Source organism: Luteibacter sp. KNZ12-1A, from assembly GCF_056755675.1.
On sequence record NZ_JBPGXU010000140.1, the window covers coordinates 1 to 8,241 of the forward strand.

General features: G+C 67.0%; 7 protein-coding genes and 1 pseudogene. 5 read left to right on the top strand and 3 right to left on the bottom strand.

Annotated features, from left to right (window positions below; translation table 11 throughout):
• The first annotated feature begins 188 nt into the window (after positions 1–188).
• The 4 genes from ACR9ZJ_RS18075 to ACR9ZJ_RS18090 are packed head-to-tail and all read left to right on the top strand — an operon-like array spanning position 189 to position 4,579.
• Positions 189–1,124: an ABC transporter ATP-binding protein gene (locus ACR9ZJ_RS18075; protein WP_481288542.1), complete on the top strand. Its 936-nt coding sequence runs from the start codon at positions 189–191 to the stop codon at positions 1,122–1,124.
• Complete coding sequence (locus ACR9ZJ_RS18080; RefSeq protein WP_481288543.1) at positions 1,121–1,855, top strand: ABC transporter permease subunit; 735 nt, start codon at positions 1,121–1,123, stop codon at positions 1,853–1,855. The genes ACR9ZJ_RS18075 and ACR9ZJ_RS18080 overlap by 4 nt, the downstream gene beginning before the upstream one ends.
• Before the next feature lie 2 nt (positions 1,856–1,857).
• Entirely contained in the window at positions 1,858–3,711 is a 1,854-nt protein-coding gene (locus tag ACR9ZJ_RS18085) for a GldG family protein (RefSeq protein ID WP_481279528.1), read from the top strand.
• Between the two features lie 4 nt (positions 3,712–3,715).
• A complete protein-coding gene (locus ACR9ZJ_RS18090; protein ID WP_481288544.1) occupies positions 3,716–4,579 on the top strand; it encodes a cytochrome c oxidase assembly protein in 864 nt (287 codons plus the stop codon).
• Here the strand turns inward: ACR9ZJ_RS18090 and ppk2 are convergent.
• Genes ppk2 through hemA form a run of 3 tightly spaced genes read right to left on the bottom strand, consistent with a single transcriptional unit; the run spans position 4,573 to position 7,779 of the window.
• Positions 4,573–5,346: a polyphosphate kinase 2 gene (gene ppk2, locus ACR9ZJ_RS18095; protein ID WP_481279530.1), complete on the bottom strand. Its 774-nt coding sequence runs from the start codon at positions 5,344–5,346 to the stop codon at positions 4,573–4,575. The genes ACR9ZJ_RS18090 and ppk2 overlap by 7 nt on opposite strands.
• Before the next feature lie 47 nt (positions 5,347–5,393).
• On the bottom strand, positions 5,394–6,476 hold the full coding sequence (gene prfA, locus ACR9ZJ_RS18100) for a peptide chain release factor 1 (RefSeq protein WP_481279531.1): 1,083 nt from the start codon (positions 6,474–6,476) through the stop codon (positions 5,394–5,396).
• Positions 6,477–6,507: 31 nt separating this feature from the next.
• On the bottom strand, positions 6,508–7,779 hold the full coding sequence (hemA, locus tag ACR9ZJ_RS18105) for a glutamyl-tRNA reductase (RefSeq protein ID WP_481288545.1): 1,272 nt from the start codon (positions 7,777–7,779) through the stop codon (positions 6,508–6,510).
• A 107-nt stretch (positions 7,780–7,886) separates the two neighbouring features.
• Here hemA and ACR9ZJ_RS18110 point away from each other — a divergent pair.
• Positions 7,887–8,241: pseudogene (locus tag ACR9ZJ_RS18110) on the top strand (tetratricopeptide repeat protein); the annotation flags it as partial.

The window sequence follows — 8,241 nt, forward strand, 5'->3', positions numbered from 1 at the left end:
GCAGCGGCTTTCCTTACCCAAGGGACGGCGACTACCGTCGCGCCGAGGGTGGCGCCCGGCAGCTCCCCTCGCCGCACACGACGAACGCGAGGGCGAAGCCGAGCCAGCCACCCGATGAACCCCGGAAATACGCGAAGACCTTTCATGGTCTGTCGGCGATTCCATAGCAACAGCTACACTGCCAGTCGATGATCGAAGCCGAACGACTTACCCGCTGCTATGGCCCGCTGACCGCGGTCGATTCGCTGAGCCTGCGTGCCGAACCGGGACAGGTGCTCGGCCTGCTCGGCCCCAACGGCGCGGGCAAGTCCACGGCCATGCGCATGATCGCGGGTTTCCTCACGCCCACCTCGGGCACCGCGCGCGTGTGCGGCCACGATGTGCGCAAGGAACCCCTCGCGGCCAAGCGCGCCCTGGGCTACCTGCCCGAGGGTGCGCCCAGCTACGGCGAGATGACGATCCGTGAGTTCCTCGTCTTCATGATCCGTGTCCGCGGCCTGGAGCGCGACGTCGCCTTTCGCCGTTTCGACGAAGTGGTGATGCGGCTGGAGCTGGAGGAAGTGCTCGATCAGACCATCGGCACGCTATCGAAGGGGCTGCGCCGCCGTGTCGGCCTGGCGCAGGCGATCCTGCACGATCCGCCGGTGCTGATGCTCGACGAGCCGACCGATGGCCTCGATCCCAACCAGAAACACTCGGTACGCATGTTGATCGACGCGATGGCGCGTGAGCGCACGATCCTCATTTCCACCCATCTGCTCGAAGAAGTGCACGCCCTGTGCAACCGCGTGGCGATCATCGCCAATGGCCGCTTGCTCGCCGATGCCACGCCGGCGGAACTGGAGGCGCGCTCGCGCTATCACGGCGCGGTTTCCTTCAGCGCCGCGGGCAGCGCGGTATCTCGCGAGATGCTGGCGCGCATTCCCAGCGTGGCGAACGTGGAAGTCGACCCGCTCGACGGCCGCGTCACGGTGTTCCCGCGCGCCGGGCAACCGATCCTCGACGAGGTACAGTCCTTGCTGCGCACGCAGAACCTGGAAATCTCCGAGATCCAGCTCGAACGGGGCCGGCTCGACGAGGTCTTCCGGCAGATCACCACGCAACCGCGCGGGGCGCAGGCATGAGTGCGGTGCTGGCGATCGCGCGACGCGAACTCTGGGGCTACTTCGTCACGCCGGTGGCCTATGTCTTCATGGTGATCTTCCTCGTGCTGGCCGGCCTGCTCACCTTCTACACCGGCGATTTCTACGATCGCGGCCTGGCCGACCTGCAGCCGTTCTTCGACATGCATCCCTGGCTGTACCTGGTGCTGGTCCCGGCGGTGACGATGTCCATGTGGGCGGAGGAACGCGCGTCTGGAACACTCGAGTTGCTGTTCTCACTGCCCGTGACGATCTCCCAGGCCGTGCTGGGCAAGTTCCTTGCCGCGTGGGCGTTCATCGGCATCTGCCTCATGCTGACCTTTCCTATCTGGATCACGGTGAACTACCTCGGCGACCCGGACAACGGCGTCGTCATGGCCGGTTACGTGGGTAGCTGGCTCATGGCGGGCGCCTTCATCGCGATCGGCACCTGCATGTCCACCGCGACGCGTAGCCAGATCATCGCCTTCATCCTCACCGCCGCCGTCTGTTTCGTGCTGTTGCTCGTCGGCCAGCCGCAGGTGCTGGATTTCTTCCAGGACTCGGTGCCACCGAAACTGATCGGCGCGATGGGACAACTGAGCATCGCGCGGCATGCCAACGCCATTGCGCGTGGCGTGCTCGACCTGCGCGACCTCGTCTACTTCTTCGCCACGATCACCGCCTGGCTGGCGGCCAGCGTGATCGTGCTCGACCTGAAGCGGACGCGCTGACGATGCGCCATTTCCACCTCTCGCGCTCCTTCCTCCTGCGCCTCTCGCTCTTCGGCATCGCCGGCCTTTTCCTGGTGGCCATCGCGATCAGTTCCATGTCGTTGCGCACGGCGCGCATCGACCTCACGGCCGATCGCATCTACACGCTGACGCCGGGCACGCAGAATATCGTCGACAGCCTGCGCAAGCCGCTCACCCTCACCCTGTATTTTTCCGAGCATGCGACCCGCGACCTGCCGCAGTTGCGCAGCTACGAACAGCGCGTGCACGAGATGCTGCGCGAGATCGCGGTTCGCGCGCATGGCCGGATCCGGCTCAAGGTGATCGATCCGGTACCTTATTCCGACGACGAGGATGCCGCCGAAAGCTATGGCCTTACGCCCGCCACCGGTGGCAGTAATGGCGAACGCGTGTTCTTCGGCCTGGTCGGCACGGCCGGCACGGGCGACGTGCCGCCGCAGGCGATCCCGTTCTTCGATCCCGCGCGGGAGCCCTTCGTCGAATACGACATCGCCAAGCTGCTGTATGAACTGGGCATGCCGCAAAAGCCGCGGCTGGGCGTCATCAGTTCGCTTCCCGTCGAGGGCAACCTGGTGATCGGCGAACCCTCCTGGGCGGTGGTGAGGCAGCTCGACCAGCTGGCCGAGGTGACCAGCATCGACCCGGATGGACTGAAGCGGATCGATCCGGCCCTGAAGGTGCTGCTGCTCATCCATCCCAAGCGCCTGTCCGACGACGCGCAGTACGCCATCGACCAGTACGTGTTGCACGGCGGCCACCTGGTCGTGTTCGTCGATCCCGATTCGGAAATGGACAATGCGCCGCTGGTGGATGCGCACGGCGTCGTCGACGATCACGATTCCGACTTGCGCCGGCTGTTCGAGGCCTGGGGCGTGGTCTACGATCCGACCAAGGTCGTGCTCGACCGCTCGCAGGCGTTGACCATCGAACTGAACGGCAACAGCATCGGCCATCCGGCGATGCTGGGCCTGGGCGCGCAGGATCTCAACCACGACGACGTGGTGACGGCCAGCCTGCAACGGGTGAATTTCTCCACCGCCGGTTTCTTCGAGCTCGCGACCGACACCAAGGCGCGGTTGATCCCGCTGGTCCAGACCTCGGACGAAGCCGCCGTGATGTCCGCGCAGCGCGTGCGCGACGCCGCGGGCGACCCCACCAGCCTGCTGGAGAACTATGAACCGACGCACGAACGCTACGTGCTCGCCGCGCGGCTGAGGGATACCTTCCGCACCGCTTTCCCGGAACGCCACGATCGTGGTCACCTGGACCGTGCCGCGGCGCCGGGTGAAGTGGTATTGGTGGCCGATACCGACCTGTTGTCGGACCGCCTGTGGATCGACGTGCAGCCGCTCCTGGGCCAGCAGCAACTCACCCCGTTCGCGAACAACGGCGACTTCGTGGCCAACCTCGTCGACAACCTGGGTGGCTCGACGGCGCTTCTTTCCATTCGCGGCAGGGTGAATTCGCAGCGGCCCTTTACCCGTGTACGCGCCTTGCAGGCGGCCGCCGATCGCAAGTTCCTGGTCAAGAAGCGCGAACTGGAAAACGAACTCTACGAGACCCAGCGCCGTCTCACGGAATTGCAGCCGGCCAAGAACGGCGCGACGCCCACGACCGCCACCGCCGAGCAGCGCCGCGAGGTGGAGCAGTACCTGCAACGCAAGCTGGCGATCGGCAAGGAGCTGCGCGACGTGCAGCACCAGCTCAACGCCGAGATCGATGCCCTGGGCTTGCGCCTGAAGTTCATCAACATCGTGCTGGTGCCGGGCCTGGTCGCCCTGATCGGCCTCATCTACGGTTGGCGGCGCACGCGGCGCAGCCGGCGCGTGGTCTGAGCGCATGCTCGACGGCGTGCTGAAATGGATCGTGCCCTGGGAATTCTCCTGGGTCTTCCTTGCCGTCTTCGTCGCGGCGGCCTGGCTGTACGTGCGTGGGTCGCGCCGCTTGCGGGTGCCGCGGGTGCCGATGGAACGGCGCGTCGCGTTCTGGGCGGGGATGGCGATGATCTACATCGCCCTGCATACGTACTTCGATTATTTCGCGGAGCATGAGTTCTTCATGCATCGCATCCAGCAGGTGCTGCTGCACCACCTCGCGCCGCTGCTGCTCATCGCCGCGTGTCCGGGTACCGCGCTGCGCGCGGGGCTGCCCCTCGCATGGCGCGTACGGCTGCGCCGGGCGCAGCGATCCTCGCCGTGGCGCGTGTTCGCCACGCTGGCCTTCAACCCCGTTTTCGTCACGGTCTTCTTCGTCGCCCTGATCCTCGTCTGGCTGATCCCGGACATGCAGACCCTGGCGATGCTCGACTGGCGCATCTATCGCGCGATGAACTGGTCGATGGTGCTGTCGGGCCTGTCCTATTGGTGGCTCGTGCTCGATCACCGGCCCAAGCCGCCCGGCCGGATGGCGCCGGGCTGGCGGGTGCTGTCGCCGGGGATCACGATGACGCCACAGATCGTGGCCGGCGCCATCGTCACCTTCTCGAAGACCGACCTCTATCCCATCTTCGAGATCTGCGGCCGGGCGTTCACCCTCAACGTGCTCACCGGCCAGCTGATCGGTGGCGTGATCATGTGGGTGCCGGCGGCGATGATCGAATCGGCGGGCGGCCTGTTGGCCTTGCGTCAATGGTTGCGGTTGTCGCGCAACGGGCGCCTGCCACGCAGGGCGCCCGTGCGGCGGCGTGCCACGGCGGGTCAGTAGGCTTTCGGCACGCGCGACGCCTTGCGGGTGACCTTGTCCTTCTTCGGCTTGCCCTTCAACGGCGGGAGGTCGAACTCCTTGTCGGGACACATCTTGTCGGGCACCTGGTCGAGCAGGTGGCGGATAAGGTCGAGGCGCCCGGTCTTCTGGTCGTTGAAATCGGCCACGAACCAGGGGGCGTCCCGGGTATCCGTGCGCTGGATCATCGCGTCGCGCAGGTCGCCCATCTCGGCGTACTTTTCCCTCGCCTTCAGGTCGACCGGCGACAGCTTCCAGCGCTTCAGCGGATCCGCCGCGCGCTCGGCGAAGCGCTCCTCCTGCTGGTCCTGGTCCACGGAAAGCCAGTACTTGAAGAGCAGGATGCCGTCATCGGTGAGCTGCTTCTCGAAGGTGGGACAAGCCTTCATGAAGGCATCGTATTGTTCGTCGGTGCAGAAGCCCATGGCGGGTTCGACCACGGCGCGGTTGTACCAGCTGCGGTCGAACAGGACGAGCTCGCCCGCCTGGGGCAGATGGGCCACGTAGCGCTGGAAGTACCACTGCGTGTCCTCGCCCGGGGAAGGCTTGCCGAGCGCCACGACGCGCGCGGCGCGCGTATCGAGCTTGTCGGTGATCGCCTTGATCGTTCCGCCCTTGCCCGCGGCGTCGCGGCCTTCGAAGATCACCACCATGCGCTTGCCGGTGGCGCGCAGCCAGCGGGTGAGGCCCACCAGCTCGACCTGCAATTCCTCGAGCGCTTTTTCGTAAGCCTTGTTCTTCTTGCCCATCGACGTGTTCCGCGGGGGAGGTGAGGGCATTGTGCGGCAAGACGCCCTCAGCCGCCCGCGGTCAGCGTCTGCAGCTCGTCGGCCTGGTGTTCGCGGGTGAGGGTGTCGATCAGTTCGTCGAGGTCGCCCTGCATCACCTCGGTCAGGCGGTAGAGGGTGAGGTTGATGCGGTGGTCGGTGATCCGGCCCTGTGGGAAGTTGTAAGTGCGGATGCGCTGGCTGCGATCGCCGGAGCCCACCTGGAGCCGTCGCGATTCCGCCTGCGCGGCGCTCTGCTTGCTGCGTTCGGCATCCAGCAGGCGTGCCTTCAACAGGCTCATCGCACGGGCGCGGTTCTTGTGCTGGCTGCGCTCGTCCTGGCACTCGACCACGGTGCCGGTGGGCAGGTGGGTGATGCGGATGGCCGAATCGGTCTTGTTGACGTGCTGGCCACCGGCACCGGACGCGCGGAAGGTATCCACCTTGAGGTCGGCGTCGCGCAACTCGATGTCGTCCACCTCGTCCTGCTCAGGCAGGATCGCGACGGTGGCCGCCGAGGTATGGATGCGGCCCTGCGATTCCGTTTCCGGCACGCGCTGCACGCGGTGCGTGCCCGATTCGAACTTCAGCTTCGAATAGGCGCCACGGCCTTCGATGCGGGCGACGATTTCCTTGTACCCGCCGTGTTCGCCTTCGTTGGCGTTCAGGATTTCCACATGCCAGCGCTGGCGCTCGGCATAGCGCGCGTACATGCGGAAGAGGTCGCCGGCGAAGATCGCCGCCTCGTCGCCGCCGGTGCCGGCCCGGACTTCGAGGAACAGGTTGCCTTCGTCGCGTGGATCCCTGGGCAGCAACAGGACCTGCAATTCGCTGTCGAGCCGGGCCAGCTGCGACTCGATGCGTTCGATATCGTCGGCCGCCATGTCGCGCATCTCGGGATCGTCGAGCATCGCCCGGGATTCCGCGAGTTCGCGCTCGGCCCGGTCGTGGTCCTTCAACGACAAGGCGACGGGTTCGAGCTGGGCGTATTCACGCGAAAGGTCGCGGAAGCGCTGGCCGTCGGCGAGGACGTCCGGCTGCGCGAGCAGCAGGCCGATCTCCTCGTGGCGTTCGGCGAGGGCTTCGAGTTTGCGGCGGATCGAGGGGGTCATTCGGGGCACGAGGTCCGGCTGTAGCCGTACATCATGCGGAAACGTCGTCGTCCGGGTCCAGTCCGTAGAGCCGGCCGGCGGCATGGAGCAGGTCGAGATCGCCGGACATGGCCGCGTCGCGCAGGCGTGCGCTGGGCGTATGCAGGAGCTTGTTGGTCAGGGTGTTGGCCAGGAAGGCGAGGGCCTCGTCGGCGGGACGACCCCTGGCCAGCATCGCCTGCGCCTTGGCCAGGACCTCGTCGCGCTGGGACTCGGCGGCGATGCGCATGTCCACGGCGGGATTGCGCAGGCTCAGGGCGCGGCGCCAGGCCATGTAGCGCTCGACCTGAAGGTCGATGATGGCGTCCGCCTCGCGGGCCGCGAGTTCACGCGAGCGGCGGTTCTCGTCGATCACCTGCTTGAGGTCGTCGATGCCGTAGAGGTAGACGTCGTCGAGCTGGGCGACCTCGGCCTCGATGTCGCGCGGCACCGCGATATCGACCATGAACATCGGCCGGCGCCGGCGGGCGGCGATCGCGTCGGCGACCATGCGGCGGGTCACCACCGGCTGCCGCGAGGCGGTGGAGGTGATGACGATATCGGCCTCCGCGAGGTGGCGGGGCAGGTCGGCCAGCGAGATGGCGTAGGCGCCATACCGGCCGGCCAGTTCCTGCGCGTTCTCCAGGGTGCGATTGGCGACGATCAACCGGCGTACGCTCTTGTCGGCGAGGTGGCGCGCGGCCAGCTCGATCGTCTCGCCGGCGCCGATCAGCAGCACGCAGGCCTGGCGCAGGTCGGTGAAGACCTGCTCGGCCAGCCGCACGGCGGTATAGGCGACGGACACCGTATGCGCGCCGATCCGGGTATCCGTGCGCACGCGCTTGGCCACGGCGAACGTGTGCTGGAGCAACCGTTCCATGGGGGCGCGCAGGCTCTGCGCGGACCGCGCCTGCTGGTAGGCGTCCTTCACCTGGCCGAGGATCTGCGGCTCGCCCAGCACCATGGAATCGAGCCCGGTGGCCACGCGGAACATGTGGCGAACGGCGTCGTGTTCGTCGTGCCGGTAGAGGAACTCGTCGAGGCGTTGCGGGGTCAATCGGTGTTGCCGGGACAGCCACTGGCCGGGCACCGCCTCGAAACCTTCCGCCACGCTGCAATAAAGCTCGGTCCGGTTGCAGGTGGAGAGGATCATCGCCTCCTCGATCCCGGGTTGCCGGGTGAGGTCGCCCAGCGCCTCCGGTGCCACCGTGGCGTCGAATGCCACCTGCTCGCGCAGGCTGACCGGCGCGGTGAGGTGATTGAGCCCGAGGGCGATGAGTGGCATGACGGGCTTGGGTCGGCTTGGGTGGCGTCGGCTAAGCTAAGGGCGCATTGTGCGCTCACAAGGCGTCGGGCGCTTGCAGACGCCTATCGGGAATGACGGAGAGTAGTGTGCTGAGCGGTCGGTCCAAGTTCAAGCAAGTGCGGCATTTTGTGGTCCTGGCCGCGGTGGCGGCGGCGCTGGGCGGTTGCGTCACGGCCCCCGTGGAGGCGCCAAAGGCCATTCGCACGGGCGTGCAGCCGCTCGACCGCCTGCAGGTGGCCATCGTCCCGCCCGAGCGCGATCTCCAGGCCCAGCTGATGGCCGGCGACTTCGCCCTGGCCGCCAGCGACCTCAAGGGCGCCTCGGAAGCCTATGGGCGGGCCGCCCCACTCAGCGACGACCCCAAGGTAGCCGCCCGGGCCACCGAACTGGCCCTGGCCGTGCACGACCAGGCGGCGGCCGGCAAGGCCCTCGACCGCTGGG

Excerpts from the sequence above, each read along its gene's own strand:
- ACR9ZJ_RS18075 (WP_481288542.1), top strand. The coding sequence starts at position 189 with ATGATCGAAGCCGAACGACTTACCCGCTGCTATGGCCCGCTGACCGCG.
- ACR9ZJ_RS18080 (WP_481288543.1), top strand. The coding sequence starts at position 1,121 with ATGAGTGCGGTGCTGGCGATCGCGCGACGCGAACTCTGGGGCTACTTC.
- ACR9ZJ_RS18085 (WP_481279528.1), top strand. The coding sequence starts at position 1,858 with ATGCGCCATTTCCACCTCTCGCGCTCCTTCCTCCTGCGCCTCTCGCTC.
- ACR9ZJ_RS18090 (WP_481288544.1), top strand. The coding sequence starts at position 3,716 with ATGCTCGACGGCGTGCTGAAATGGATCGTGCCCTGGGAATTCTCCTGG.
- ppk2 (WP_481279530.1), bottom strand. The coding sequence starts at position 5,346 with ATGGGCAAGAAGAACAAGGCTTACGAAAAAGCGCTCGAGGAATTGCAG.
- prfA (WP_481279531.1), bottom strand. The coding sequence starts at position 6,476 with ATGACCCCCTCGATCCGCCGCAAACTCGAAGCCCTCGCCGAACGCCAC.
- hemA (WP_481288545.1), bottom strand. The coding sequence starts at position 7,779 with ATGCCACTCATCGCCCTCGGGCTCAATCACCTCACCGCGCCGGTCAGC.